The 520-nt window shown below is 71.7% G+C and carries 1 pseudogene; it reads left to right on the top strand.

Features of this window, described 5'->3' with window-relative positions:
* Positions 1-520, top strand: a pseudogene (locus tag UK12_RS41910) (hypothetical protein); the annotation flags it as partial.

Raw genomic sequence — 520 nt, forward strand, 5'->3', positions numbered from 1 at the left:
ACCCCACGCCCTCATCGGCCACAGCCTCGGCGAACTCGTCGCCGCCACCCTCGCCGACGTCTGGACCCTCGACGACGCCCTCCACATCACCTGCCTACGTGCCGAGTCGAGGCACGAGGAACTGGCGGACGTGCTGTCGAGGATGCGCCTGAACGCCCCGCGGATCAGGTTCGCGTCCGGTGAGACGGGCGACTGGATCACCGCCGAGCAGGCCACGAGCGCGTCGTACTGGGCGGAGCGGTGCCGAACGGACGTGGGCGCCGACACCACCGGTCTGCTGCGGGACGAGCCGGAGACCATGCTGCTGGAGATCGCTCCGGGCGCGGCGGCGGTGCTGGGAGAGCAGCCGATCGGCCGGATCGTGGTGTCCTCGACGAGCCCGGTGCGTCACGACGCGGTGGCCATCAGGGAGGCGCTGGCGCGGCTCTGGGTCAACGGCGCACCGGTCCGCTGGTCCGCGCTGCACGAACACCGCAAGCCGCGCAGGGTGCCGCTGCCCACCTACGCGTTCGACACCAAG

The organism is Saccharothrix sp. ST-888 (genome assembly GCF_000955975.1).
Taxonomy (GTDB): Bacteria; Actinomycetota; Actinomycetes; order Streptomycetales; family Streptomycetaceae; genus Kitasatospora.